25 protein-coding genes are annotated in these 26,551 nt (G+C 59.3%); 6 read left to right on the top strand and 19 right to left on the bottom strand.

The genetic code is table 11. The features are described 5' to 3' along the window. Positions 1-10: 10 nt before the first annotated feature. The 14 genes from ACR0D8_RS10355 to ACR0D8_RS10290 all read right to left on the bottom strand — a co-directional run bounded on the left by ACR0D8_RS10355 (position 11) and on the right by ACR0D8_RS10290 (position 14,573). A complete protein-coding gene (locus ACR0D8_RS10355) occupies positions 11-2,422 on the bottom strand; it encodes a ligase-associated DNA damage response DEXH box helicase (RefSeq protein WP_480646091.1) in 2,412 nt (803 codons plus the stop codon). 40 nt (positions 2,423-2,462) lie between these two features. Continuing rightward, complete coding sequence (locus ACR0D8_RS10350; RefSeq protein WP_475162553.1) at positions 2,463-3,770, bottom strand: ATPase; 1,308 nt, start codon at positions 3,768-3,770, stop codon at positions 2,463-2,465. 117 nt (positions 3,771-3,887) lie between these two features. Further along, positions 3,888-4,433 (bottom strand): prepilin peptidase, encoded by a 546-nt coding sequence (locus tag ACR0D8_RS10345; protein ID WP_480646089.1) that lies wholly within the window; start codon positions 4,431-4,433, stop codon positions 3,888-3,890. Between the two features lie 3 nt (positions 4,434-4,436). Next, positions 4,437-5,288 carry a tetratricopeptide repeat protein gene (locus tag ACR0D8_RS10340; RefSeq protein WP_480646087.1) on the bottom strand — a complete coding sequence of 284 codons (852 nt, stop codon included), beginning with the start codon at positions 5,286-5,288 and terminating at the stop codon, positions 4,437-4,439. A gap of 27 nt (positions 5,289-5,315) precedes the next feature. After that, positions 5,316-5,843: a tetratricopeptide repeat protein gene (locus ACR0D8_RS10335; RefSeq protein WP_475162547.1), complete on the bottom strand. Its 528-nt coding sequence runs from the start codon at positions 5,841-5,843 to the stop codon at positions 5,316-5,318. Between the two features lie 61 nt (positions 5,844-5,904). Then, on the bottom strand, positions 5,905-6,891 hold the full coding sequence (locus ACR0D8_RS10330; RefSeq protein ID WP_480646085.1) for a type II secretion system F family protein: 987 nt from the start codon (positions 6,889-6,891) through the stop codon (positions 5,905-5,907). Positions 6,892-6,901: 10 nt separating this feature from the next. Continuing rightward, positions 6,902-7,870 carry a type II secretion system F family protein gene (locus tag ACR0D8_RS10325; RefSeq protein WP_480646084.1) on the bottom strand — a complete coding sequence of 323 codons (969 nt, stop codon included), beginning with the start codon at positions 7,868-7,870 and terminating at the stop codon, positions 6,902-6,904. Between the two features lie 11 nt (positions 7,871-7,881). Continuing rightward, positions 7,882-9,333, bottom strand: a complete 1,452-nt coding sequence (locus ACR0D8_RS10320; RefSeq protein ID WP_480646082.1) for a TadA family conjugal transfer-associated ATPase — start codon at positions 9,331-9,333, stop codon at positions 7,882-7,884. 24 nt (positions 9,334-9,357) lie between these two features. Next, entirely contained in the window at positions 9,358-10,590 is a 1,233-nt protein-coding gene (locus ACR0D8_RS10315; protein ID WP_480646080.1) for a CpaE/TadZ family protein, read from the bottom strand. 196 nt (positions 10,591-10,786) lie between these two features. Continuing rightward, complete coding sequence (locus tag ACR0D8_RS10310) at positions 10,787-11,416, bottom strand: OmpA family protein (RefSeq protein ID WP_475162539.1); 630 nt, start codon at positions 11,414-11,416, stop codon at positions 10,787-10,789. 17 nt (positions 11,417-11,433) lie between these two features. Further along, positions 11,434-12,840, bottom strand: coding sequence for a type II and III secretion system protein family protein (locus ACR0D8_RS10305; RefSeq protein ID WP_475162537.1), 1,407 nt, complete (start codon positions 12,838-12,840; stop codon positions 11,434-11,436). A gap of 191 nt (positions 12,841-13,031) precedes the next feature. Next, positions 13,032-13,907, bottom strand: a complete 876-nt coding sequence (cpaB, locus tag ACR0D8_RS10300; RefSeq protein WP_475162536.1) for a Flp pilus assembly protein CpaB — start codon at positions 13,905-13,907, stop codon at positions 13,032-13,034. Between the two features lie 153 nt (positions 13,908-14,060). Next, on the bottom strand, positions 14,061-14,270 hold the full coding sequence (locus ACR0D8_RS10295; protein ID WP_480646077.1) for a hypothetical protein: 210 nt from the start codon (positions 14,268-14,270) through the stop codon (positions 14,061-14,063). Between the two features lie 87 nt (positions 14,271-14,357). Next, the gene (locus ACR0D8_RS10290) at positions 14,358-14,573 is read right to left on the bottom strand and encodes a Flp family type IVb pilin (protein ID WP_475162532.1); all 216 of its coding nucleotides are present in this window, start codon (positions 14,571-14,573) and stop codon (positions 14,358-14,360) included. A 354-nt stretch (positions 14,574-14,927) separates the two neighbouring features. On the opposite strand from ACR0D8_RS10290, the gene ACR0D8_RS10285 reads away from it, so the two are divergent. Beyond that, positions 14,928-15,794: a lytic transglycosylase domain-containing protein gene (locus ACR0D8_RS10285; RefSeq protein ID WP_480646075.1), complete on the top strand. Its 867-nt coding sequence runs from the start codon at positions 14,928-14,930 to the stop codon at positions 15,792-15,794. A 41-nt stretch (positions 15,795-15,835) separates the two neighbouring features. On the opposite strand, the gene ACR0D8_RS10280 is transcribed toward ACR0D8_RS10285, so the two are convergent. The 5 genes from ACR0D8_RS10280 to tldD form a co-directional block, all read right to left on the bottom strand. After that, positions 15,836-16,462 (bottom strand): CoA transferase subunit B, encoded by a 627-nt coding sequence (locus tag ACR0D8_RS10280; protein WP_475162528.1) that lies wholly within the window; start codon positions 16,460-16,462, stop codon positions 15,836-15,838. Next, positions 16,462-17,166: a CoA transferase subunit A gene (locus ACR0D8_RS10275; protein WP_480646073.1), complete on the bottom strand. Its 705-nt coding sequence runs from the start codon at positions 17,164-17,166 to the stop codon at positions 16,462-16,464. Before ACR0D8_RS10275 ends, ACR0D8_RS10280 begins: the two co-directional genes overlap by 1 nt. Before the next feature lie 90 nt (positions 17,167-17,256). Continuing rightward, on the bottom strand, positions 17,257-19,881 hold the full coding sequence (gene topA / locus ACR0D8_RS10270; RefSeq protein WP_480646071.1) for a type I DNA topoisomerase: 2,625 nt from the start codon (positions 19,879-19,881) through the stop codon (positions 17,257-17,259). Positions 19,882-20,056: 175 nt separating this feature from the next. After that, positions 20,057-21,193, bottom strand: a complete 1,137-nt coding sequence (dprA, locus tag ACR0D8_RS10265; protein WP_480646069.1) for a DNA-processing protein DprA — start codon at positions 21,191-21,193, stop codon at positions 20,057-20,059. Positions 21,194-21,431: 238 nt separating this feature from the next. Further along, complete coding sequence (gene tldD / locus ACR0D8_RS10260; protein WP_480646068.1) at positions 21,432-22,853, bottom strand: metalloprotease TldD; 1,422 nt, start codon at positions 22,851-22,853, stop codon at positions 21,432-21,434. 176 nt (positions 22,854-23,029) lie between these two features. Here tldD and coxB point away from each other — a divergent pair, with 176 nt between their 5' ends. The 5 genes from coxB to ACR0D8_RS10235 all read left to right on the top strand — a co-directional run bounded on the left by coxB (position 23,030) and on the right by ACR0D8_RS10235 (position 26,544). After that, positions 23,030-23,941 (top strand): cytochrome c oxidase subunit II, encoded by a 912-nt coding sequence (coxB, locus tag ACR0D8_RS10255; protein WP_480646066.1) that lies wholly within the window; start codon positions 23,030-23,032, stop codon positions 23,939-23,941. Between the two features lie 75 nt (positions 23,942-24,016). Continuing rightward, positions 24,017-24,973 (top strand): heme o synthase, encoded by a 957-nt coding sequence (gene cyoE, locus ACR0D8_RS10250; protein ID WP_480646064.1) that lies wholly within the window; start codon positions 24,017-24,019, stop codon positions 24,971-24,973. After that, positions 24,970-25,131, top strand: a complete 162-nt coding sequence (locus ACR0D8_RS10245; RefSeq protein ID WP_171131458.1) for a hypothetical protein — start codon at positions 24,970-24,972, stop codon at positions 25,129-25,131. Before cyoE ends, ACR0D8_RS10245 begins: the two co-directional genes overlap by 4 nt. Beyond that, positions 25,131-25,706 carry a cytochrome c oxidase assembly protein gene (locus ACR0D8_RS10240; RefSeq protein WP_480646062.1) on the top strand — a complete coding sequence of 192 codons (576 nt, stop codon included), beginning with the start codon at positions 25,131-25,133 and terminating at the stop codon, positions 25,704-25,706. Before ACR0D8_RS10245 ends, ACR0D8_RS10240 begins: the two co-directional genes overlap by 1 nt. 22 nt (positions 25,707-25,728) lie before the next feature. Continuing rightward, positions 25,729-26,544: a cytochrome c oxidase subunit 3 gene (locus ACR0D8_RS10235; protein WP_475162514.1), complete on the top strand. Its 816-nt coding sequence runs from the start codon at positions 25,729-25,731 to the stop codon at positions 26,542-26,544. Positions 26,545-26,551: the final 7 nt, after the last annotated feature.

Below are 26,551 nucleotides of genomic sequence, written 5' to 3'. Positions count from 1 at the left end.
GCAAGCGGTATCAGTCGGGTGTTAACCCTGCGGCCTGCAACAGGCGGGCGCTTTCCTCGGCCAAAAGCCGTTCCTCCGCAGCCCCCTTGACCGGCACTTTTCCGACTTCAAGGAACAATGGTGCCGCCAGAGGCGAGACACGGTCCAGCCGCAGCAGGTCAATCCGGTCGCCGATCCGGGCGATCATCGCCTCGATTCGTCCGAAATCCACCAGTCCGCGCATGGCTTCTTCACGCGTGATCTGCATCAGCAGATGGTCGGGGTCGTATTTCAGTAGCGTGTCGTAAAGGATGTCCGACGAAAACGTCGCCTGCCGCCCGCTTTTCCGCTGCGCACCGGTGTTCCGTTCGATCAGGCCCGCAATGGATGCTGATGCGCGAAAGGTGCGCTTCATCACGGCGTTCCCGGCCAGCCAGGTTTCAAGCCCGTCGCGCAAGGCTGTCAGTTCGAACAAGGGGCGCGGATCGGTCACCGCATCCAGCCCCCAGATCAGCGTGGCATAATCGGTTGCAACGAAGCCAAGCGGCGCCAGCCCTGTTTCCTCCATCCGCTTTGTCAGCAGCAGGCCCAGCGTTTGCTGCGCGTTTCGCCCGGCGAATCCGTAAACGCACAGATGTTCGCGCCCATCATTGGGAAAGCTCTCGATCAGCAATCTGTCCCGCTGCGGCAGCTGCGACATGCTGCGCTGTAAGGCCAGCCATTCCGCGGTATGCGCCGGCAATTGCGGCCAATCGGGTTGGGCAAACATCCGCAGGATGCGCTCGCTCAGCTGCGTTGACGTTGCGAATTTGGTGCCCGAGAAGGTGGCGATCTTGGGTTTCCGGTCGGCGCGGCGGCTAACCTCGACCACCATCTCGCGTAGCCCCTCATAGCGGACGATCTGGCCGCCGATCAGAAAGGTGTCACCGGGAGTCAGGGACGCCGCGAACGCCTCCTCCACCTCGCCCAGAGGCTTGCCGCCGCGACTGCGCTTCAGGCGTACTTTCAGCGTGTCGGTATCCTGAATGGTGCCCAGGTTCATCCGTATCCGCTGCGCCGCGCGCGGATCGCGCAACTGCCACAACCCGTCCGGGCGTTTCAGCAACCGTTGCCATCGGTCATAGGCGCGCAGGGCATATCCGCCGGTCGCGCAGAACTCTAGACAGTCGTCAAATTCGCGGCGGCTGAGGCCTGCATACGGTCCGGCAGCCGTCATCTCCCGGAACAGGTCCTCGGCGTCGAATGGACCAGCCGAAGCCGCGATCAGGATATGCTGGCACAACACGTCACGCGGACCGGTCCCGCGCGGCTCGCCATCCAGATCATGTGCCTTGGCAGCCTCAAGCGCGGCCACGCATTCAACAACTTCGAACCGGTTCGCCGGGACCAACAGGGCTTTGGAGGGCGCATTGTAGCGATGGTTGGCGCGGCCGATCCGTTGCACCAGCCGCTTGACGTTCTTGGGCGCACCAATCTGGATCACCAGATCGACATCCCCCCAGTCGATCCCCAGATCCAGACTGCCGGTACAGACAATGGCGCGCAGGTCGCCGCGCACCATCGCAGCCTCGACCCGTTCACGTTGCTGCCGGTCCAGGCTGCCGTGATGGATGCCGATGGGCAATCCATCGTCATTGGCCAGCCAGAGATTGTGAAAGTAGATTTCGGCCTGCGCCCGCGTGTTGTGAAAGATCAGGGTCGTTTTGTGCTTCCTGATCTGATCCAGCACGGCAGGGATCGAATAGGCCGCGCCGCCCCCGGACCAGGGCGGCATTTCGCTTGTTTCCAGCATCCGAATATCCGGGTCGGGTCCGGGATCGGCCTGAACGATCTGGCAGGGATCGGGGTGGCGCGCCAGAAAGCGCGCGATGGCATCGGGGTCTTCAACCGTCGCGGACAGCCCCACGCGGCGCAGGTCCGGGCACAGCGATTGCAACCTTGCCAGCGCCAGCATCAACTGATCGCCGCGCTTGCTTTCCGCCAGAGCGTGGATTTCGTCCACGATCACTCGCTGGACACATTCAAACATCTTTGGCGCGTCTTCATACGAGGTCAGCAGGGCCAGGCTTTCGGGTGTCGTCAGCAGGATATGCGGCGGGTCCACGCGTTGTCGCTTTTTCCGCGTGGCCGAAGTGTCGCCCGTTCGATCTTCGATCCGGATCGGCAGGCCGATCTCGTCCGCGGGGCCGCGCAGGTTGCGGCGGATGTCGGCCGCCAGCGCCTTGAGTGGTGATACATAGATCGTATGAAGGCCGGGATGGGTCCGCTCGGCCAATTCAGCCAGCGACGGCAGAAACCCCGCCATGGTCTTGCCGCCACCGGTTGGTGCGATCAGCAAGGTCGCCGGGTCTGCGGCCCGGTTGAACATATCCTGCTGATGCGGGTGGATGGACCAGCCTCTGGCGGCAAACCAGTCAGCGATCCGGGCGGGAATCTGCGTCATGCACGCAGATTACCCGGCCCTGTTCGGAATTGGCACGGCGTTATTTGACGATTGTCTCGTCTTTGACGAACATATTGGCCCAGGCCCGGTCGATCAGATCGGGGCTCATCTGATAGGGGATGCCCTCGAACTCGCAGATCGAGATCATCTGGTCGATCAGGAAGATCGGCTGATAGTTGGCGTAGATGTTGTTGATGGTCGGGTATTTGACCTTCAACAGATGCACCAGCGCGGCCTCGTCCAGCGGCATGCCGCGTTTGCGGGCCACCATGGCAAAGATTTTCAGGAAGTCTTCCTGGTTCGGGCCGCCGATCTTGATCTTGAAGAAGATCCGGCGCAGAGCGGCCTGGTCGAAGATTTCGTTCGGGTGGAAGTTGGTCGAGAAGATCACCAGCGTATCAAAGGGCACTTCGAATTTTTCACCCGATTGCAGGCCCAAGATGTCCTTGCTTTCCTCAAGCGGAACGATCCAGCGGTTGATCAGCGCCTGCGGCGGTTCCTGCTGACGGCCAAGGTCATCGACGATGAAGATGCCGCCGGTCGATTTCAGCTGCAAAGGCGCCTGATAAGTGCGCGCCGTGGGGTTGTAGACAAGGTCCAGCATGCTGAGCGACAATTCACCACCCGTCACAACTGTCGGGCGTTCGCACTGCACATAGCGCGAGTCGAACCGCTTGCGGCGGCGCAGGCTGTTGGGGTCGTCGGCTTCCTGCTCGATGGCGGTGTGAACGATCGGGTCGTAAACCGTGATCACCTGCCCCGCGTATTCGATGGCGCGCGGAACATAGACATTGTCACCCAGCGCGTCGCGAATACCGTTCGAGATCGACGATTTCCCGTTGCCCGGCGGGCCATACATCAGGATCGAACGCCCGGCGCTGACCGCAGGGCCAAGGTGGTCCAGCAGGCTGTCGGGCAGAACCAGATGACCCATTGCCCCGGTCAACTGGTCGCGAGTGACCTGGATGTTGCGGATCGACTGGCGCTTGACCTGTTCGCGATAGACGTCCAGCGGCACCGGCATGGCGCCGAAATATTCCGACTGGCTCAGCGCGTCCAGCGCGCGGGCCTTGCCGGCATCGGTCAGCTGATAACCCATCTCGTTGCCGCTGTTTGCGTTCAGTGTACCGGTCGCCTCAAGCAGCTTTTGTTCGCGCGAGATATCGACCAGTTCCTGGGTGACGGAACCGGGCAGGCAAATCGCCTCGGCGATCTCGGTCACGGTGTCCACATTCTTTCGAAACACCGTTTTCAGCAGAATATCCCGCATCATGACGATGGGTAGCTTCATTTCGCCCAGACCCTTGGGGGCAGGGGGGGCCATAACCGAGGTCGTCTGCATATTCATAAGCGTTACCCGTCTGTCCAGTATTCACGCCAAATGCCCCTTTAAGGGCCACTTTGGGGAAATCTGGCCCCGCTTTGTGTCAGCACCAAGGCAGGGAAAAGGCGGGTTAATGATAGTTTACGAGCCGTAAACAGTACCTAAGATCAGGTAGATGGCCAGGCTGCCGCCCAGCGAAAAACCCATAGGAAACTGCTTGGTTCTGGTCCAGCTTTCCCAATCCGGCGCAATGCTTCGCAACGCCGTATTCCGGGCCAGCCTATGGGTTGCAAAGGCGGCCAGCGTGGTCGACATCAATATGATCATCATCAACATGTAATCTCCCGCCCAGATGTAGGGCGAGGCCGCGGCCAGAAACTTGGCATCTCCGGCGCCCATGACACCGGCCGCATTGAGGATGATGCCCAGGATCAGAACGACCACGATATGCAGCAACTGCCAGAAATAGGGCGGCAGAGAAACCGTCAGCGGACCGATCCGGCCTGCGGTCCAGTCTGTGGACCAGGGCGGAAGCAGGAACAACCCCAGAACAACAAAAACCACGGCCAGCGCGACCACGGCGTGGTTTTTGATCAGCATGTCCCGCATATCCGTGAATGCGACGTAAAAGCAGATTGGCAGAACGAACGGCAGAAACCATGCCGCCGCTTCCGCAGGAACGTTCATGGATCAGGCTTCCTCAAGCGCACGCAGCGACCGGACCGCCTCGTCATAATGCTGCGGGTGGGTTGCGATAGCTTCGCGGAACAGGTTCTTCGCGGTCGTCACGTCACCCTGCTTGACCGCGGAAATTCCCATTGTGTTCAGCAACATGGCGCGTTCCACCTGCGACATCGGGACAACAGGCATGCTGTAATTCCCCTGCGCGGCCCGGGCCAGCACCAGATTGTTCTTGGCGGTGAACAGGGAATTGTCCTGGCGGATCGCCTCGGTGAACAGACGCTCAGCCTCGGCGTATTGACCGCGTGTCAGTTTGGAGTAGCCCCAATTGTTCATGACGCCGCCGGGACGCGTGGTCAGCCCAATCGCAGTTTCGTAGAATTGGTCAGCACGCTTCCACTCCTTGCGTGAGTCTGCCACCACCGCTTCAAGCCTGTAGCGTTTGAAGGTTTCATAGGTGGGAGGAATGGAATCCAGCACTGTTCTGGCCTGGCTCCAGTTGCCCGCGCGCACCAGCGAGTCGGCATATTCGACTCTGTCGATATTCGCCGCCCCTTTCATGGTCGTCACCTTCTTCCACGCGGCGGCCGCTTCGGTCGTGCGTTTGGCGCGCGACAGCGAAATCGCAAGCCCCCGCTGCAGGTCTATCCGACCGGGGTTTTTCGCTGCGGCGCCCTGGAAATAGGTGACGGCTTCGTTCGGGTCCGCGGCGGTCAGCAAAACGTCGTTCAGGTTGGTCTCGTCAATGACGTTCACCTCCTGAAATGTGCGTTCGACTTTTTCTTCCTCGGTTTCTTTCTCGCAGGCGGACAGGATCAGCCCGCACAGCAACAATGACGGAATCAAGAAGTGTTGGCGCATTTTTTGCGTCCCTTACTGCTCTTGCCTTTAGTCCGGGAGCTTGCGCAGCGTGAATTGCCCGTCGCCTTGCTGCTCCAGCGTGTATTCTTGTTCTTCGGGTGTAGTATTAACAGGATTTTCCATTTTTGCGAGCGCTAAGCGAAGATTGTCGCGGATTGCGTCACTTTCGCCATTGTCCAGCGCATAGGCCCGCTGAAAGACTTGGGCTGCCTCGGGATATTCCCCAAGCTCGACCAGCAGAACCCCCAGATTGTTCCATGGGGCAGGCCAGTCGGGCTCGTCCTTGACCGCGCGGCGCAGCAAGGTTTCAGCCTGCCCAAGACGCTTAAGGCCCAGATTGGCCGTGCCCATCGAGGTCAGGATCTGGGGCGTCATCCCCTGTTGCAGCGCGGCACGGGCAAAAGAATCCAGCGCCAGTTCGTATTCACCGGCGGCCATCAACCGGTTGCCGACGGTTATTTCGTCAACGCCCTGTCCGCTGGGATCAAGACCCGGCGCATCCAGATCGTTTGACAGGCCGGTATCCGTGCAAGAGGCCACCGTGGCGATAACCATGGCGGCCCCTAAAGCGCGGCGTATCCTGGATGGGATGCACCTGAGTTTTGTCATTGGGTCTTTAGCCCCCGCCAGGATTTGCAAACTCTGCGATGCCCTTTGCCGAAGGCCCGACCAGAATGACCAGAAGGGGCGGCACCGTCAGCATCATTGTGGCAAGGGTCATTTTGGTTGGCAACTTGTTCGCCGCCTCTTCGGCGCGCATCACGCGTTTGTCACGCATTTCGCTGGCATAAACCCGCAGGGCTTCGGCGATCGAAGTGCCGAATGTTGCCGACTGGATCATCACGGTGACGAAAGAGCTTACATCCTGCACGCCGCAGCGGGTGCCGAAGTCACGCAGAACCGTATCTTTGTCCTTACCGGCCTTAAGCTCGTAAGCCACAACTTCGAATTCCTGCGCGATGTCCGGGTAGGACGCCTTCATCTCGCTTGCGACCCGGACGATAGCCTGATCCAGCGACTGGCCGGCTTCAACACAGACCAGCATTAAGTCAAGCGTGTCGGGAAAGCCTGCCGTGATCGCCTCATGCCGTTCCGCGACGCGTCGTGTGATCCAGTAGCGCGGCAGGAAATATCCGGCGGCGGCCGGGATAAGGACGCGGGTCAGCACCTGCGGGCCGGTGAATTCCTGCCCGCCGGACAGGACCGTCACCAGCAACACACCGATCAGGATGCCGACAATACCCAGCGCAAATTGCGCAAAGTGAAAGAACCGCACCGAATCTTTCGAGTGATACCCCGCCTGGCGCAGCTTGAGCTGCATGGCCGACAATTCTTCTTCGTTCTGCGGCTCAAGGAAGGTGGCGAATTTCTCAAGCTGCTCGTTGCGGCTTGAATTGCGAAGCTTGTCCTTCTTGGCCTTTTTGTCGTTCTTCGGCGCAGCGTTCGAACGCTGAAGCTTTTTCAACGGGTCCTCAGGCTGGTTCAGCATCAGAGGAATGGTGACAAGGATCATGAACAGGCCCAGAACACCGACCACAATTAGTGGCCCGAACTCGCCCAGATGCTGTTTCAGAAGGTCGTTGATTTGGGTCAGAAATTCCATATCGGTGCCCTCAGACCTTGATGTTGGTAAGGATGCGCATGACGATCAGGTTCAGCGTCAGCATGATGCCGACAAAGAAACAGGCCGGAATAAAATAGGGGTGATCAATCACCTCGTCATAATATCCGGGGTCCTTCACCAGGATGAATACCAGGCAGAAAACCGGGAAGCCTGACAGGAACTTGCCTGACCATTGCGCTTCGGCCGTGATGGCTTTCACCCGCCGGAACAGGCGAAAACGAGCGCGGATCACCTGTGCCAGACCGGCGAGGATCTCGGCCAGGTTACCCCCAGATTGCTGCTGAATGCCGACGGCAACGGACAGAAAGCGAAGGTCCTGCATGTCCAGCCGCTCCGCCAGGTCCTTGAGCGATTCGCCGACGTCCCGACCATAGGCGCATTCATCGGCGATCACGCCGAACTCGGTTGCCAGAGGGTCCTGCACTTCGTTCGCGACGATCTGGATGGACGAGACAAAGGGGTTGCCGACGCGCAGCGACCGAACCATCAGTTCCACCGCCTCGGGCAATTGCTCTTCCAGCATGCCCATCCGTTTTTTGGCCTTGTGATTGACCCAGGCATAGACGCCGCCCACGCCGATAGCGATCGAGATTGCCACCCGCAGAATCGTTTCGGTTGCCGTGCCGATGCTCAGCCCGACAAAGGCAAATCCTGACACCAGAATCATGATCAGAATCAGTTGTCGGGGCGAAAAGGCGATGGCCGCCTTTTGCGCCTTGTCCGCCAGCAGCGAATACAGCGGGATGGTCTGCGTCTTCATGTGCTGCTGCATTTCCTTGCGCAGCTGTTCCAGCACCTGTTCGCGGCCGACGCCCTTATCCAGCATCTCAAGCCGGCGATTGACCCGGCTGTTCAGGCTGATGGACTTGCCGAAGGCCACCAGATAGATGCCTTCGACCAGAAACAACACCGCGACGAAGATCACGACATATATGATTGCCTCAACAGGCAGTTGCATATCAGGATCTCCTACACAGTCGTTGGTTCGTAGATGGATGCGGGCAAGTCAAAGCCCCACAGGCGGAAGCGCTCGGAATAGTGGCTGCGCACGCCCGTTGCCGTGAAATGACCGATGATCTTGTTGTCGGGTGTCAGGCCAACCCGTTGGAAACGAAAGATTTCCTGCATCGAAATCACATCGCCTTCCATACCGGTGATTTCGGTGATCGAGGTCATGCGGCGCGAGCCATCCTGCAGACGGCTGGCCTGTACGATCAGGTTCACAGCCGAAGAAATCTGGCTGCGCACGGCCTTGATCGGCATCTCAATCCCGGCCATCGCAATCATGTTTTCCAGACGCGAAATCCCGTCACGGGCCGAGTTGGCGTGGATTGTGGTCATCGATCCGTCGTGGCCGGTGTTCATGGCCTGCAGCATGTCGATCACCTCGGCGCCACGCGTCTCGCCGACGATGATGCGGTCGGGGCGCATACGCAGGGCGTTTTTCAGACAGTCGCGCGGGCTGACCTCGCCCTTGCCTTCGACGTTGGGCGGGCGGCTTTCCATCCGGCCCACATGGGTCTGTTGCAGCTGAAGTTCCGCGGTGTCTTCGATCGTCAGAATGCGTTCGGCGTCGTCGATAAAGCTGGACAGGGCGTTCAGCGTGGTTGTTTTACCGGAACCAGTACCGCCCGAAACGATGATGTTCAAACGCGTGGACACCGCGGCCTGCAGATATGCGGCCATTTCCTCGGTAAAGGCACCGAAATTCACCAGATCGTCGATGCCCAGCTTGTCCTTTTTGAACTTACGAATGGATACCAGCGAACCGTCCACCGCAATCGGCGGCACCATGGCGTTAAAACGCGAGCCGTCTGCCAGACGGGCGTCAACATAGGGGTTGGATTCATCAACGCGGCGACCCACGGCGGATACGATCTTGTCGATGATCCGCATCAGGTGCTTTTCGTCTTTGAAGGTGATGTCGCTGACTTCCAGCTTGCCGTGGCGTTCCACAAAGATCTGTTGTGGCCCGTTGACCAGAATATCGTTGACCGTATCGTCCTGAAGCAGCGCTTCTAGGGGCCCCAGACCGGTAACTTCGTCATAAAGTTCCTTGTTCAACTGCGAACGGTCTTCGCGGTTCAGAACAATATTCCGGGTTTCCAGAACTTCGCTGGCGATTGCGCTGATTTCAGCCCGCAGTTCGGCCTCGCCCGCGTTTTCAAGCGCGGCGAGGTTCAGGTTTTCCAGCAGTTCGCGGTGCAGTTCGACTTTAATCTCGCCCAAACGCTCTTTGCGTTTACGTTCACGGTCGTTGCCGACGGGTTCGGCCGCCTTTTTCTGAACCGGACGGCGCGCTACCGCGTTTGCCGTTGCTGCCTGCTCGGCAGAAGCCGCAGGCGCAGGTGTCGCAGCCGGCGCTGCGGCCGGTGTCTGAACAGGCTGCCCTGCGGGTTGTTTTTTGTATCTTGAAAACAAGGCGGCTCTCCCTTTGGGGCTGTGTTACGCGGCTTCGGCGTTGCTGCTGCCAAGGCTGTGCAGCGATTTTGCGAGTTTCGCGATTTCCCGGCGCAGCGGGTTCTTCGCAGCCGAATTCGCCAGCGGCAGCCCGTGGTCACCGGCTTGCATGACCGGCTTGCCACCGTCGGGCAGTTGCAGGTCGATGGAAATGCCCAGGCTTTCGCCCATGCGTTTGACCCGGCCTTTGCCGTTCAGATCGGTAAATTTCGGAGCGCGGTTCAACGCAAAGCGCAGCTTGTTGAAGGGCAGTTCCTCGGCCTGCAGGGCCCGTTTGAGGCGCAGTGCGTTCTGGGCCGAGCGCATGTCCAGTTCAATCATGGCAAAATACACATGTGCGGCCTGAAGAATGGTCTCGGACCAGTGAACCAGTGTCGACGGCATGTCCACAATCACATAGTCGAAATGCTTACGTGCGGTGTCGATCACGCGTTCAATGTCTTCCGGGTTGATCAGGTCCAGCGGAACCATGTCCGAAGGCGCGGTCAGGACCTGCAGTTTTTCCTCGTAGGTCTGGAGAGCCTGGGAAAATACTTCGTCATCCATCGAAGCGGTGTCAGACAGCATCTCGAACACGGTTTCCCGGCGCGGCAGGTCCAGATAGGTCGAGACCGTGCCGAATTGCAGGTCCAGATCAATCAGGCAGACAGAAGGGGCCTCCTTGTTGGATACGGTCGCAAGCTCCCAGGCCAGATTGACCGCCATGGTGGTGGATCCGACACCGCCGGCCAGCCCGTGGACGACAAACAGCGCGCCTTCCTTCGATTCGCCCTGCGTCAGCGGCGCCGCTGTCGGGGTAACGGCAACCGGTTCGGGTTTGTTCATCCGGTCAATCGCCTCCTGCAACTCTCCTTCGGGAAGAGGGTAGGGGACGAATTCATCCGCGCCCTTGCGCAGCAACTGATGCAGCGATGCCGGCGTGACATCCTCGGCAATCAGCACAATCTTGATCTTCTTTTCTTTCGCCCGGGCGATAATCTCACCCATCATGGTGAGGTTGTCTTCGTCCTCGCCGTCGATTGCCAGGGCGACGAATTGCAGCGAATCGGCATCGGGCTGGCTGAAAAACGCCAGAGCCTCGGCAAAACCGAGATCCCCCCAACGTTCGCCCAATGCGGCTTCCATGTCTTCAATCAGCAAGTCGAAATTCTGGACGTCACGGCTGATCGTGCAGGCCAGGATGGCTGTTTTGTCGTCGTTTGGCGTGGCGCTCGTCATTAACACAATCCTCGTCGTCAGGGCTGTCAAACACAGTGAACCGCACTGGTTCGGCCTGGTTCGCTTTTGCCCCGATGCGGCCAATTTTGGCCGCAGGTCACCTAATTGTTGAAAATGTGTCTTGGAACTTAGGCAAGATTTGGGCGCAAAAGAACCAATTGTAGGGAATTGGGCGACGATGCCGCCCAATCGCTGTTTATTGTTCTGATGTATCGCCCAGCGCGGTCTGACGGCGCAGCCTGCTTACATATGTGGCGCTTTCCACATATTCGCGATAGACAATCTCTGCGTATTTTCCGTCCAGCACCAGCGGATTGCGATCCACAAAGCCTGAAACCTCGGTCACCGTCCGGCGGTTGCGGCGGTCCCGGTTTGGCGTGTCGATCAGCGGGCGGGATTTGCCGAAAGACACCACAGCCTCCAGTCGCGAGCGCGAGATGCCCTGCTGCGTCAGGAACGCAACCGCAGCGTTGGCGCGTCGCTGGCCGAGGCTTTTGTTATAGCCAGTCGAGCCAACCGCGTCGGTGTGGCCGTAGACCCGGAAGCGTGCCTCGGGGAACTGTTTGATCCACGCTGCCTGACGCAACAGAATCCGCTGCGCCGTTTCGTCCAGCTGGGCACTGTCGAAGGCAAAGTTGATCTGCGTCGGAACTTCGGCCGCAAACCGCTGGCCCAGGATCTGCGCATAGGTCAGTTCACCGTTCATGACCTGCACATTGTTCAGGGTGGCATTCCCGAATGCGCCCTGGTCGGCCTCGTATCCGGCCTCACGCGTGCAAGCGGCGACAGCGACCGAAAGACCCAGTGTGATGATCCACTTCTGCATTGGTCCTATCCTCCTAATCAATCCAGGACGTAGCCGTAGGAGCTACCGAAATCCTGTTTGGCGACTTCCGACGCAGCACCGGCACCCACTCGTGTCGTACGCGCTGTCTTGCCGTTCACGAACAGGTCGAATTCACTGGGCGGCTTGACGCGATCAGTCGGCAACGCCAGCGCTTCGCCGCGTGTCGGCGACACCAGATGCGCGGTGATGATGATGACCAGTTCGCTCTGCTGGCGCTGGAATTCCGCGCTGCGGAACAGGGCGCCAAGCACCGGTACATCTCCGATCCATGGGATCTGGCTGTTCAGGTCCGTGAAGTCATCCTGAATCAGACCCGCAATCGCAAAGCTTTCACCATCGCGCAGCTCAACGGTTGTACTGGTCTGACGCGTGATGAAGCTGGGCACCGTGTCACCCTGGATCGTGAAGTCCGAGCTGCCGTCGATGCTGGAAACGGCGGCGGCCAGTTCCAGGTTGATCAGATCGCCATCCACAACCCGCGGGATAAAGTCGATTTCGACACCGAACGCCTTGTATTCAATGGCAATTACGCCATCCTCCTGCGGGACCGGAATGGGCACTTCGCCACCGGCGAGGAACGTCGCTTCCTGACCCGACAAGGCGGACAGGTTGGGCTCCGCAAGGCTGCGCGCCAGACCTTTCGCTTCAAGGGCTTCGAGCAGCAGACGAACCTGCGTCGAACCGGCACCGAAGCCGAACAGGATCGCACCGGTATTTGTCTGCAACGCGGGGATGTTGTTGTTCAGGGCGTTATTCAGTGCGCCGAGGTTGTTCAGAGTGTTGAAACCACCTGACGAGTCACTGCCGGAAAAGCCCAGCGAGGCAGTCAGGCTTTTCGCCACCGAACGGTTCATCTCGGCGAATCGAACTTTCAGCATCACCTGCTGAACGCCACCGACAGACATCAGATTCGATACACGCTCGGGCGCGTAGCGTTCGGCCAGTTCCAGCGCCCGGGCCAGTTTGGCCCCGCTGGACACCGTACCGGAGAGCACGATGCCGTCATTGGCTGTGCGCACTTCGATCGGTTCGGCCGGCAGAATCTGCCGTAGCCTTTCCTTGAATTCGGAAACATCCGGAGATACGCGGACCCGAACATTGGCCAGCAGGTTGCCGGCACCGTCAAACAAGGTCAGCGTGGTCAGGCCGGGCGCCTTGCCCAGCACGTAAATCGTGCGGTCCGAAAGCGACGAGATATCGGCGATGCCCGCGTTTGCGATGCTGAGTTCAGCAAAGGGCTGTTCGCTTTCAACCACAATTGCGCGGTTCATCGGAACGTCCAGCGTTTCCGCTGTACCATTCTTTACGACACGCAGTGTTTCAGCCCAGGCCGTGTTTCCGACCGGACTAACTACAAGCGCCAACCCCATAAGGGTCGCGCCAATCCAGGAACGTATTTTCATGTGACCTGCCTCTCCGATCACGCTTCGTTTTAGGTCTAGTGCCTTATGTGCAGTAACACTGCGCGAATTGAGAATTTATTGCAATAATCAATGGTTTCTGGAATTTTCCTTATGTGGACAATGCGCAACATCCAAAATGAAACAAGCCGCGCAACAAGCGCGGCTTGGGCAGGTAAAGCTCTGATTTAGCGTCAGTTTGTGCAGGGGATTTGCGTTTTCACAATCTCTGCGCCGCGTCGGGTATTAACCGTGCAGACTTTTTCCTCGACTTTCACCGGCGCAGGGGCGGCTTCTTTGATTCCCAACAGCTTTCGCTGGTCCACTTCGACCGCGCTGGCCACCGTGTCGTCCTGCACACCAACCAGCGCCAATGACAGGCGACCGGTATTTTGCGCCTGTGCCAATGCCGCGATCTGCTCGGGCGTCGCAGCTACAGTCACGGTGCGCGCGATTGTTGCGCCGGTCAAATCGGAACCCGCGGTCTGATCCACCGCGATCAGTTCGATATTGGTTTGGATCAGGCGGGTAATTTCGCCATTGCCGCCGTCGATTGCACTGTTCAGCGAGCCGGTCCAGTAGACGTCCACGTTGTCGCCCGGGCGGAGAAAGCCCGAAACGCCGGATGCAACGTCCACGCTGATGGCGAAGGCGCGCTTTCCCTTTTCAATGCGTGACGTCAGGCCGGCGGCCTCACCAGGATTGGTGACCTTGACCTGCAGCAGCGCTTCGTCTTTTTCCATGGCGCGCAGGACGAACCGGTCGCCCTTGGCATTTTCCGGGAACACAACAGCCATATCCACGAAGCTGCCTTCGGGCACAGCTTCCTCGGGCCAGTTTACGATTCGGACATCTTCGTTGGCTAGGCGTTCCCCGTACTTCAGCGAGCGATTGGCCACGACGACGCCCACAGTTGCAACGGTTTTTACATTTGCCAGAGCATCCTGCGTGGCCTGACGTTCCAGCGCAAGCTGGGCCTGGTGCTGTGCGATATAGTCACGCGCCAGATAAACTGCGCCCCCGGCCAATGCCACCCCGACAATCAGGACAAGTCCAAATACTGCACGCATTCGCGTTCCCTCGTACTCAAGTTTTCTGTTCGGTCGTCGTTGGGAATACGACGTCGTTTGGCCCCTATCTAAATGTGAATTGTGTCGAAAAGGGGGACAATCCCATTTTTTTTCCTGCCCGTGTTTTTCCAGCAGGCTGTGGCGTTGCACGCCTTAGTTATAAGTGCCGTAGTCAAATACGACGTCCTGAACTTCCATGTTGGAAAGCGCGTTTCCGGTTTCCGTGTCCACATGTTGAATGGGGCCAGAGAAGTTCAGGAAGACGATGGTGCCAAAGCCGACAAGGCCGGCGGTCAACAGCACCCAGTCAACAGTGACTGCGCCATCTTCGATCTTGGTGAATTTCTTGAAACTGGACATCATGATGCGAATACAGACTTGTTACCGGGTAAAAAGAAGGGGCCACCACTCCTAGAGTGCGGCCCCCTCGGAAACTTGCGGCGGTTAATATTAGCTGCCGCCTGCCGGCGAAATTGCAGTGGTCGGAGTCGCGACCGAAGTTCCGGACAGCGCGCCCTGAACGGTGTCTGCCAGCTGGTTGGTGCCGTCGCCAACCTGAGTGTATGCAACAGCGGCCAGGCCTACGATGGCTGCGGTCAGAACGACCCAGTCAACAGTTACGGCGCCGTCTTCGTCTTTGCGGAAGTTCTTGATGAACTTGATCATGTTACGTCCCTCCTAAAGGATCAAAAAAGTCAATTAAACCTCGGCGTCTTACAGAGCTTCGTCTCTCAGTCCGCTCCCGACCGTCTCGGTATGGCATTATGTTTGACGGGTAGGCATGGCAGGAATTGGGCCAAACGTCGATTTTTTCCCTCGGAGCTTAACTTTTTGGTAGTTTTTTCGATAACATACTGAAAGAAAATGAAAAAAACTTTTACGCCGAAGTTGTCGCTCAGTATTGCCGATGCAAAATTGCGCCAAATGAGGCGAAATTGCCCCAATTCGCTCTGTTTTTCTGGTCTTACGACGGGATTCGAGGTTGAAATCAACCAAAAGAAGAAAGCATGAGGCAGGCATATGAATCTCCGGGACGCAATAACTTGCGCCTGCGCTGTGGCGTTGATGGCAACGGGCCCGCTGCCGGTTGCTGCAAATGAGGTTGAGCCCCGAGGCGTATATAAAAGAGTAAAGGCACCAAAGCCTGGAACCCGGCCCCGTGTGACCGTTCAAATCTCACCGGAAGAACACGCGTCGGCTCCGTTTGCCCCTAGCACCGGTGCGGAAATTGCTGTCCCCGAAATTGTCGCGCGGACAAGGGTCGTGCCGCCGGGGATTCCGGGCGCCGGGGCCGGCAAAAAGCCGACCGGATCGTACAAAGCCTTCTGGGAGAAGATCTCGCCGGAACTGGCAAAGGCCGGATCGGGGCGGCTGCATGACGCGATGAATGCCTTGGCCGCGACCAACGTGGCCTCGCCGCGCCTTCAGACGCTACAGAATATCGCCCAGCAGCAAGGGATCGAGATTCTCCGCTCCACAGTCGGCACGAATGTGTCGCCCGCGCTGGTTCTGGCTGTAATCTCGGTTGAGTCGGCCGGGCGCGTGGACGCGGTCAGTTCCGCCGGCGCGCAGGGCCTGATGCAATTGATGCCAGCCACCGCCAAACGATTCGGCGTTCAGGACAGCATGCAACCGGCTCAGAACATCTCGGGCGGGGTGAGATACCTGAATTGGTTGATGGAAGAATTTGGAAATGACCCCATCCTCGTGCTGGCGGGGTATAATGCAGGCGAAGGCGCGGTGCGCAAACATGGTGGCGTGCCGCCATATGCCGAAACGCGAGACTATGTGCCGAAAGTGCTAGCGGCGTTTCAGATTGCCCGCGCTTTGTGTTCCACGCCGCCTCAGCTTATATCGGACGGCTGCGTGTTTCAGGCGCTGAACTGAAAAGGCCCACGGCATCTCGTGGGCCTCTTCTTTTCACAGGATCAGTTGACGATGTTGGCTTCGGTGGCTCCGCGGATTTCGTCCTCGGTCACGCCTTCTGCCAGTTCAATGATCTTCAGGCCACCCTCGACGACATCCATCACACCCAGATTGGTGATGATGCGGTTCACCACTTTCTTGCCGGTCAGGGGCAGGGTGCATTTCTTCAGCAGCTTGGACTTTCCGTGTTTGTTGGTGTGATCCATCACCACGATCACACGGCCCACGCCCGCGACCAGATCCATCGCGCCGCCCATGCCTTTGACCAGCACGCCGGGGATCATCCAGTTGGCCAGATCACCCTCTTCATCAACCTCCATCGCGCCCAGAACCGCTGCGGCAATCTTGCCGCCCCGGATCATGGCGAATGAGGTCGCGCTGTCGAAATAGGCGGTGCGGGACAATTCGGTGATCGTCTGCTTGCCGGCGTTGATCAGGTCGGGGTCTTCCTCGCCCTCAAAGGGGAAGGGGCCCATGCCCAGCATGCCGTTTTCCGATTGCAGGGTGATGTCCTTGTCACCGACATAGTTCGCCACCAGCGTCGGGATGCCGATGCCGAGGTTCACATACATGCCGTCTTCCAGCTCTTGCGCCGCGCGGGCGGCCATCTGATTGCGGTCCCAGGGCATTATGCATCCTCCTTCTGGCGGGTGGTGCGTTGTTCGATGCGCTTTTCGTGATCACCCTGAATGATGCGGTGCACATAGATGCCGGGCAGGTGGATGGCGTCCGGGTCCAACGAGCCGCGCGGGACGATTTCCTCGACCTCGGCAATGCAGATCTTGCCACACGTCGCGGCGGGCACGTTGAAATTGCGGGCGGTTTTGCGAAAGATCAGGTTGCCGGTGTCGTCGGCCTTCCACGCCTTGATGATAGAGAGATCGGCGAAGATGCCTTCTTCCATGATGTAGGTTTCGCCATTGAAGTCCTTGTGCTCTTTGCCCTCGGCGATGACGGTGCCCACGCCGGTCTTGGTGTAGAAACCGGGGACACCGGCCCCGCCTGCGCGCATACGCTCGGCCAGTGTGCCCTGCGGGTTGAATTCCAGCTCCAGTTCCCCGGCCAGATACTGGCGCATGAATTCCGCGTTTTCACCGACATATGAGCTGATCATCTTTTTGACCTGCTTGGTCTGCAGCAGGATGCCGATGCCGAAATCGTCAACGCCCGCGTTGTTCGATGCAAAGGTCAGGTCCTGTGCACCCGACTCGCGGATCGCCTCAAGCAAAAGTTCGGGAATGCCGCACAGGCCGAACCCGCCCGCGGCAATCAGCATGCCATCCGTCAGCACCCCGTCGAGCGCTTCGGTGGCATTGGAATAGATTTTCTTCATGGAAACTCCCCCAATGACATGGTGATGGGCAGGTTGTGCCGCCACGTCACGGGGAAGTCAATGAAACCAAGAGGGTGGTGGTATTTCTACCTAGCTCGCGGCATTCTTGGTTGTTTTCTTGGTCGTGGCTTTCTTTTTGGGCGCCGCTTTCTTGCGGGTTCCCTTTTTGGCTGCCTTTTCGTTGGCCAACTCGACCGCCATCTCCAGCGTCACATCCTCGGGCTTGATGTCCTTGGGCAAGGTCGCGTTGACCTTTTCCCATTTCACATAGGGCCCATAGCGCCCATCCAGCACCTGAATTGCGCCGCCATCCGGGTGTTCGCCCAGTTCCTTCAGCGGCTTTGCCGCCGCCTGACCCCGCCGTCCGGGGTTGGCGCGTTTCTCGGCCAGCAGTTCAACGGCGCGGTTCATACCGATCTCAAACACGTCGTTGGGGTCCTTGAGATTAGCGTAGACCGGCTTGGCCTCATCCGGCAATTGGTGCATCAGGTAAGGCCCGAACCGGCCGAAATTCGCACTGATCATGCCGCCATCGGGGTGGTCACCGATTTGGCGGGGCAGGGACAGCAGGGTCAGCGCCTTGTCCAGATCCATGTCGTCCTTGCTCCAGCCGCGCGGCAGCGACGCGCGTGGGGGCTTCTTGTTCTCGGGTGTTGGCTCGCCGCGCTGAACGTAAGGTCCAAAACGACCGGATTTCAGCCAGATCTCATCGCCAGCGTCCTCACCCAGAAGGCGTTCATCCCCCTCGGCCCCTTCGCCCGCGATGGGACGGGTATAAGTGCATTCGGGGTAGTTCCCGCAGCCGACAAACCCGCCCGTGCGCGAGGTTTTCAGATGCAGTTGCCCCAAGCCACATTTGGGGCAGATACGCGGGTCGGAACCATCCTCACGCGGCGGATAGAGCTGCGGGGCCAGCGCCTCGTCCAGTTTCGAGAGAACTTCGGATATCCGCAGCTCGGACGTTTCGCCAATCGCAGCCGAGAAATCGCGCCAGAATTTGCCCAGAAGGTCCTTGTAGTCGCGATCACCGGCGCTGACATCGTCCAGCTGTTCTTCCAGATTGGCCGTGAACTCATAGCCCACATATTGGCGGAAGAAGTTAAGCAGGAAGATGGTGACGATCCGACCCTTCTCCTCGGGGATCAGTCGGTTCTTGTCCTTGCGAACATATTCCCGATCCTGAATCGTGGTCACGATCGAGGCATAGGTCGACGGACGCCCGATCCCAAGCTCTTCCATCCGTTTGACCAGGGTGGCCTCGGTATAACGCGGAGGCGGCTGGGTGTGGTGTTGCAGGGCCAGAACGGATTCGTTGTCCGACAGGATCGCTGCTTTGTCGTCGCCGGTTGCCTTGCTGTACTGGTCCCGCAGCGAGGACTTGGCGAAGCGGGCCGGATCGCCCTGCGTGATCTGCGGCAGGCGCTTTTCATCCTCGTCAGCGACGTCATCGCGACCTTCTTCGTAAACGCGCATGAAGCCGTCGAACATCACCACCTGACCGGTGGCGCGCAGGCCGACCTGTCCATCCTCGCTGCCGATTTCCACCGTGGTACGCTCCAGCCGCGCGGCGGCCATCTGGCAGGCGATTGTGCGTTTCCAAATCAGGTCATAGAGCTTGCGCTGATCCTCATCGGTGACCTTGAGCGCCTTGGCATCGCGCGACATGTCCGTGGGGCGGATACATTCGTGCGCTTCCTGCGCGTTCTTGGCCTTGTTCTTGTACATGCGCGGGCTATCCGGAACGTATTCCGCGCCGTATCGGTCAGCAATCACTTCGCGGGTTGAGGCGACGGCCTCGGGTGCCATGTCAATGCCGTCAGTCCGCATATATGTAATGTATCCGGCCTCATAAAGCCGCTGAGCCACCTGCATCGCATGACGCGCACCCATGCCGAACTTGCGGCTGGCCTCCTGCTGTAAAGTCGAGGTCATGAACGGGGCGCTGGGATTGCGGGCTGCGGGCTTGGCCTCGACCGAGGTAACACTCAGCGCGCGGCTGGTGATCGCCTGTACCGCCAGTTCCGCCTGAGTGGAATTCGCCAGATCGTGTTTGTCCAGCTTCTTGCCGGCCAGGGTGACCAGGCGTGCCTCATAGGTCTGACCACGCGGCGTTTCAAACAGGGCGCGGACCGACCAGTATTCTACCGGCTTGAACGCCTCGATCTCCATCTCGCGCTCGACGATCAGGCGCAGGCAGACGGATTGCACCCGGCCTGCGGATTTCGCGCCGGGCAGCTTACGCCACAGCACCGGCGACAGGTTAAAGCCGACCAGATAATCCAGCGCGCGGCGCGCCAGATAGGCCTCGACCAGAGGCATGTCGACTTCGCGCGGGTTCTGCATCGCCTCGGTCACCGCATCTTTGGTAATCGCGTTGAAAGTCACACGGCTGACCGGCGTGTCTTTCTTGATCGAGCGGCGCTTGGTCAGCGCCTCCTGCAGGTGCCAGCTGATCGCCTCACCCTCGCGGTCGGGGTCGGTGGCGAGGATCAGGGCGTTGTCTTCTTTCAGCGCGTCGGCGATGGCTTTGACATGTTTGCGGCTGTCGTTGCCGACCTCCCATTTCATCGAAAATTCATGCTCGGGATCAACCGATCCGTCCTTGGGAGGCAGGTCGCGCACATGGCCGTAGGACGCCAGAACCGTGTAGTCAGGGCCAAGATATTTGTTGATCGTTTTGGCTTTGGCCGGGGATTCTACAACAACTACAGGCATTTAGGGGGAAACCTCGCTCGACGGAATGGGCGCCTTCTATGATCGTGCAAAATGTGGAGGGCAAGAGCGAATTGTCAATGCGTTCCTTTGAACAGAGGAATTTCGCGGTGATTTCAGGCCGATACGGTCTTTGGCACCACCCCCGGTCCGTGCTGCGAATCTGTACCGCCTGCCATCAGGATGTAAGCGACAGCAACCCGCCGGGCTGACGCTGGATTCGGCCGTCAAGCTCCAGATCGACCAGGGCCGGGCCGATCTCTCCGGCCGATGCCGCGATGTCGCGGATCAACTGGTCTTCTGCAATCGGGGACGGTCCCAGCCGGGCCAGAATTTCGCCGTGCAGCGCCGGGCCGTTTGGGCCGGATATTGGTCGCGCTTCAGCGAGCGGCGGCATGTTGTCCTGGAAAAGCTGCATCTGTTGCGCAGGCAGCGCTTCGATCACGTCGTCGGCGGACCGCACCAGAGTTGCGCCGTCGCGGATCAGCAGGTTACACCCGGCAGCGCGGGCGTCGAACGGATGGCCGGGCACGGCCAGAACTTCGCGCCCCTGATCCAGCGCATCCCGCGCGGTGATCAGGCTGCCCGATTTGGCTGCGGCCTCGACCACAACAACGGCTTGCGCGAGGCCCGAGATGATCCGGTTGCGCCGCGGAAAATGCCGCGCCTGCGGTGTCACGCCCATCGGTTGCTCGGACAGCCGCAGTCCCGATTGGGCGATCTTTCCGGCCAGATCCGTGTTCTCGGCTGGGTAAATCACGTCAACACCGCCCGCCATGACTGCCACGGTGCCCGTGTCCAGCGCGGCCATATGCGCAGAAGTGTCAATTCCTCGCGCCAGACCAGACACGATGACATATCCCTGTTTTCCCAGATCGGTTGCCAACCCGCGCGCCATTCGCGCACCCAACGAGGAACAGTTGCGCGCTCCGACCATTGCTATGCAGGGTTTGCGCAGCAATGACACATCACCAATCGCCCATAGCATCGGCGGGGCGTCCGACAGATCGTTCAAAGCATCAGGAAAATCAGCGGACCCAAGGCACAAAAGCTGCGCATTGGCGGCCTTTGCGGCCCTGAGTTCCGCCTCAATCACACCGGGCGGGCAAATTTCATACCCTTCAATTCCGGCAGCGCGCGCCATTTCAGGCAGCGCGGCCAGCGCGTTCTGCGCCGAGCCATGTTCCCGCAGCAGCCGACGAAAGGTCGCCGGACCAACCTTGCGCGAGCGCAACAGACGAAGCCAGGAAAACCGATCCTCTTCCGTGGTGGGTGGGAGTGTGGGGTGATAGGAAGAATGCTGCTCTTCGGTCATCCATTGCTCCGCCTGATTGCAGAACTGGTTTACGGCTGCCGGGGTTAACAGCTTGTGAATCGCGGAAAATTATATGCGATTAATTTGGAATGCGCACTGAGGTGGAGGGTTATGTATTTGAAAATATGTAATAAAGGCAGTTCGCACTTTCTCGGCTCAGGATCTTTGGTGCGCCATAAAAAGACGGCTGAAGGGCACTGTGTTAATCATGTGCCCCCAAAATCCTGCCCTATCCGACTCAGACCGCCGAACCACCGACGGTCAGCCCATCCATCAGAACCGTTGGCTGTCCGACGCCTACCGGTACCCATTGGCCGTCCTTGCCGCAGGTGCCCATGCCCGGGTCCAGCACCATGTCGTTGCCCAGCCCGCGAATGCGTTTCAGTGCCGACGGACCATCACCGATCAGCGTCGCGCCTTTGACCGGCGCGCCGATCTTGCCGTTTTCGACGCGGTAGGCCTCGGTACAGGAAAACACGAATTTACCGTTGGTGATGTCGACTTGACCGCCGCCGAAACCGACGGCCCAGATACCGTCCTTGATATCCGCCACCAGTTCCGCCGGATCGGAATTGCCGCCCAGCATCACCGTATTGGTCATGCGTGGCATCGGCTTATGCGCATAGCTCTGCCTTCGCCCGTTGCCGGTGGGTGAAACACCCATCAGCCGCGCGTTTTGCCGGTCCTGCATATACCCAGTCAGAATACCGTCTTCGATCAGAACCGTCCGGGAACTGGGCGTGCCTTCGTCATCCACAGTGATTGATCCGCGCCGGTCGGCGATCGTGCCGTCATCCACGACGGTGACACCTTTGGAAGCGATCTGCTGACCCATCAGACCGGCAAAGGCCGAACTGCCCTTGCGATTGAAATCCCCCTCCAACCCGTGGCCGATGGCCTCGTGCAGCAGGATACCCGGCCAGCCGGGGCCCAGGGCAACTTCCATCACGCCGGCTGGGGCAGGGACGGCGTCCAGATTGACCAATGCGATCCGCAGCGCTTCGCGCGCTTTGTCCTGCCAGTCGGCCGGATCGATCAGACCGTCCAGCCCGACGCGACCACCGCCACCGGCCGAGCCGCTTTCGCGGCGTCCGTTCTGTTCCACGATGACCGAGATGTTCAGACGGGTCATCGGACGCACGTCGCGCACCTGGACACCGTCGGGGCGCAGGATTTCAACCTCTTGCACCGACGCCGCGATCGAGGCGCTGACCTGCACCACGCGCGGATCCAGATCACGGGCAAAGGCGTCCATCTCGCGCAGGGTTTCGATCTTGACGGGAAAGCTGGCGGATTCGATTGGATCTTCGTCTGTGTAAAGGCGTTTATTCGTTGCGCGGGGCGGTTGCGCCAATGTGCCGCCACCGTCACCAACGGCCAGACGCGCCGTTTCGGCTGCCCGCTTCAGCGCGGGAATCGAAACGTCGGTGGCATGCGCGTACCCGGCCACTTCACCCTGAACCGCACGCAGGCCGAACCCTTCGGACGCATCGTAGGACGCGGTTCGCAGACGGCCGTCGTCAAAGACCAGAGACTCGGATTTCCGGCGCTCGACAAACAGCTCACCGTCTTCGGCCCCGGCGGTGGCGGATTGCAGAACCGCAAGTGCTTCGTCCTGCGGAAGGGCGCTTTCGAAGGGGCGAAACGGGTCATTCGGCATCGGATGGGACCTTTCGGGTTTGATCCAGATCAAAAATAGCGTCTGTTTGACGCAAGCATTTTGCTTTATCTACCCGCAGGAATATGGTTTTTAACGCGGCCAAAGACAACGGGTGAGGTGTGACCGATTCACGCCTTTTCGCCAGGGACGCAAAGATCAAACGATCAGGACAGAACATGAAGAATGCTTTGATGCTTTCGGGGCTTATGACAGCCCTCTCCAGCCTTCCCGCCATGGCTCAGGAGCTTGAAATTATTGGCAAGCCGGTTGCCGGCGGTTTGGGTTTCCAGCCTTCCGCCACCAGCCTTGCCGACGGGATTCACCGGCTGGACGGTATGATTCTGGTGATCATCACCGCGATCTGCCTGTTCGTCGCAGGCCTGCTGATTTATTGCATCGTGCGTTACAACAAACGCGTTAACCCGACACCGGCGCGATTCTCGCATTACACTCCGGTTGAAATCGCATGGACGCTGGGTCCCATCCTGATTCTGGTTTTCATCGGGGCTTTCTCTCTGCCCGTTCTGTTCAAACAGCAGGAAATTCCCGAAGGCGACGTGGTCATCAAGGTGGTCGGCAACCAGTGGTACTGGACCTATGAATATGTGGACCACGATTTTGCGTTCGACAGCTATCTACTGGGCCACCCCGCCACGCTGGACGAAGGTTCCCGCCCTGCAGATGCGGACGTAACCCCGTTCGTTCTGGACGACGCAATGCGCGCCAAGCTGGCCGATGCTGGTTACAGCGACGATGAATGGCTGTTGGCCACCGATACCGCCGTTGTTGTGCCGGTCGGGAAAGTGATTGTCATGCAGGTCACCGCTTCTGACGTGATCCATTCCTGGACCATCCCGTCCTTCGGGGTGAAGCAGGACGGCGTACCGGGCCGTCTGGCCGAGCTGTGGTTCGAAGCTGACAAGGAAGGCATCTATTTCGGTCAGTGCTCGGAACTGTGCGGCAAGGACCACGCTTATATGCCGATCACCGTCAAAGTGGTCAGCGAAGAGGCGTATGAAGAATGGCTGCAGGGCGCTCTGGAAGAGTATGCCGGTCAGCCCGTGACCTATCAGGTTGCCGCGAACTAATCCGGGCTTCGGCCTGTCAGAAAACGATGCAGGCTGCGCGGGTTTCGCGCAGCTTTCGCCCCAGAAGGACCCGACATGAGCGACGCAAGCATCAATGCCAGCACCGTTTCCGCGCAGACCCGCGCGGACGAGGCCAGTTTTGGCGATTATTTCGCCCTGCTGAAGCCGCGGGTGATGTCGCTGGTCGTTTTCACCGCTCTGGTCGGTCTGCTGGCGGCACCGGTATCTGTGCACCCCTTTGTCGGCTTCTGCGCCATCCTGTTCATCGCCATCGGTGGCGGTGCGTCGGGCGCGCTGAACATGTGGTGGGACGCGGATATCGACAAGGTGATGAAACGCACCAAGGGCCGTCCGATCCCGTCCGGCAAGGTCGAAGAGGGCGAAGCCCTTGCGATAGGTCTGACGCTGTCGGGCTTGTCGGTGATCATGCTGGGCCTCGCGACCAACTGGTTCGCCGGAGCCTTCCTGGCCTTCACGATCTTTTTCTATGTCGTCGTCTACACGATGTGGCTGAAACGTTCGACGCCGCAAAACATCGTCATTGGCGGTGCGGCAGGGGCGTTTCCGCCGGTCATCGGCTGGGTCGCAGCCACGGGGACGATGTCAATCGAGCCGTGGCTGATGTTTGCCCTGACCTTCATGTGGACGCCGCCGCATTTCTGGGCGCTGGCGCTGTTCATGCGTTCGGATTATGACGATGCGGGCGTTCCGATGCTGACCGTCACCCATGGTCGCCGCGCGACGCGCTGGCACATTCTGGTCTATACCGGCCTGCTGGCCCTGCTGGCCATCGGCACCGCGTTCTCGGGTATCGGCGGTCCGGTCTACCTGACCGTTGCTGTGGTGATGAATGCCCTGTTCCTGCGGGGCGCCTGGCGGATTTCGCGCCGGACCGAAGAGGATTCGGAGGTGGATAACTTCAAGGTCGAGCGCTCTTTCTTCAAATTGTCGCTGCTCTATCTTTTCCTGCACTTCGGCGCGATTCTGGTTGAAGCGCTGTTGAAGCCCTACGGATTGGGAGGCTGGTCATGAGCCTGCGAAAAAGCCACGAACTGCATCAGCGCCGGTTCAGCCGCAATCTGGGTGTCGGCCTGACACTGGCGGCCTTCATCGTCATCATCTTCGGCCTGACGGTTGTGAAGGTTTCGGGCACGGATTTCGGGATGGCGACGCAAGAGGTGCAAAACTGATGGCGCTGTCGGGGCCTCAGAAGACCGTTGTGCAAACGGTGGGTGTGGTTGTCCTGATGGGCAGCCTCGCCTGGGCGGCCGTGCCGTTTTACGACTGGTTTTGCCGGGTCACCGGATTTGGCGGCACCACGGGCGTGGCCGCACAGGCACCCGAAGATGTTCTGGACCGCACCGTGACCGTCCGCTTTGACGCGTCCAAAGCCAAGGATATGGCGTGGGAATTCAAGCCGGTCGAACGCGAGATGGAAGTGCGCATCGGTGAAACCGGCCTGGCCTTTTACGAGGCATACAACCCGACCGACCGCCCCATTGCAGGGCAGGCGTCCTACAACGTCGCACCCTATTCGGCCGGTGGGTATTTCCAGAAAATCGCCTGTTTCTGCTTTGAAGAACAGGTGCTTGAGCCCGGTGAACGGGTTCAGATGCCGGTAACTTTCTTCGTCGATCCGGAAATGGTCGAAGATCTGGAAGCCAGGTATGTGCATACGATCACTCTGTCGTATACATTCTACGAAATTGACCTGCCCGAGGGGTATGCCGCCCTTGAGACGCAGGCTGATACAAACACGAACTAACGCCTTTAGGTGAGGGACTCTGATGGCACACGCTAAAAACCACGACTACCACATTCTGAACCCCTCGATCTGGCCGCTGATCGGCGCGATCGGCGGCTTCGTGATGCTGTTCGGAGCCGTCCTGTGGATGCACGGCATCACGCCGTACATGTTCTGGGCCGGTCTGGTGGCCGTTCTGTACACCATGTTCGCCTGGTGGTCCGAAGTTGTGGCCGAAAGCCGCGCCGGCGATCATACGCCGGTTGTGCGCATCGGTCTGCGCTATGGTTTCATCCTGTTCGTGATGTCCGAGGTGATGTTCTTCTTTGCCTGGTTCTGGTCGTTCTTCAAACATCGCATGTACCCGATGTACGACTATGCCGGCACCGAGTACATTCAGCCGGACATTCATGCGGTTGATCCGTTCCACCTGCCGCTGATCAACACGCTGGTCCTGCTGCTGTCGGGCTGTGCGATCACCTGGGCGCACCACGCGCTTGTGCATGGCAATGACCGCAAGGCGCTGGTGCAGGGTCTGGCCATCGGTATCGCGCTGGGCATCGCATTTACTGCCCTGCAGGGCTTTGAATACTATGAGCTGCTGGCCCATGAAGGCTGGGTATTTGGCGGCGACCAGTTTTATTCGAATTTCTTCATGGCGACCGGTTTCCACGGCGCGCATGTGATCATCGGGACGATCTTCCTGTCGGTCTGTCTGATCCGAGCGCTGCGCGGGGATTTCACTCCGGAAAAACACGTCGGTTTTGAGGCTGCCGCCTGGTACTGGCACTTCGTCGACGTTGTCTGGCTGTTCCTGTTCTTCGCAGTTTACATCTGGGGCCAGTCCCCGCTGATGTAGTGCCCGT

The sequence above is a fragment of the Ruegeria sp. BG10 genome, assembly GCF_056538575.1.
The sequence above is the reverse complement of the archived record's forward strand: the minus strand, read 5'-3'. Positions and strand labels throughout refer to the sequence as shown.